This is a genomic window from Actinopolyspora sabaoui (genome assembly GCF_051225635.1).
In the GTDB taxonomy this organism is placed as follows: Bacteria; Actinomycetota; Actinomycetes; order Mycobacteriales; family Pseudonocardiaceae; genus Actinopolyspora.
Window position 1 is genome coordinate 1 of record NZ_JBMIHH010000031.1, and the last position, 424, is coordinate 424.

The 424-nt window shown below is 63.2% G+C and carries 1 protein-coding gene; it reads right to left on the reverse strand.

Translation table 11 applies throughout. The annotated features are described in order from the left end of the window. Positions 1-424: CoA transferase (locus tag ACOQFL_RS22850; RefSeq protein WP_435546263.1), on the reverse strand; the 424-nt coding region annotated here is incomplete at both ends.

Sequence of the window (424 nt, forward strand, 5' to 3'; positions counted from 1 at the left end):
ACCATGTCATAACCGGGTTCGTCGCGCATCGGCCCGTGGTCTCCGTAGGCGGAGATGTGGAGGATGACGAGGTGCGGGAACTTCGCTGCCAGTTCCTTGTAGTCGAAGATCGTCTGCAGTGAGCTGCCGGGCCGGAAATTCTCGACGAGAACATCGGCGTCGGCCAACAGTTCGTGGACCTGGGCCTGTCCTCGTTCGGATTTGAGGTCGATCGTCACGGACTTCTTGCTGTGGTTCGCTGCGTGGAAGTACGTGGCATCGGCACCGACCAGGGGTGGACCCCAGGCACGAGTCGGGTCTCCCCCGTGGGGGTGTTCGACCTTGATGACCTCGGCGCCGAGGTCGGCCAGTGACATCGTGGCATAAGGTCCGGCGAGGATCTTCGAGAGGTCGATGACGCGCACGCCGGCGAGAGGGCCTGCGA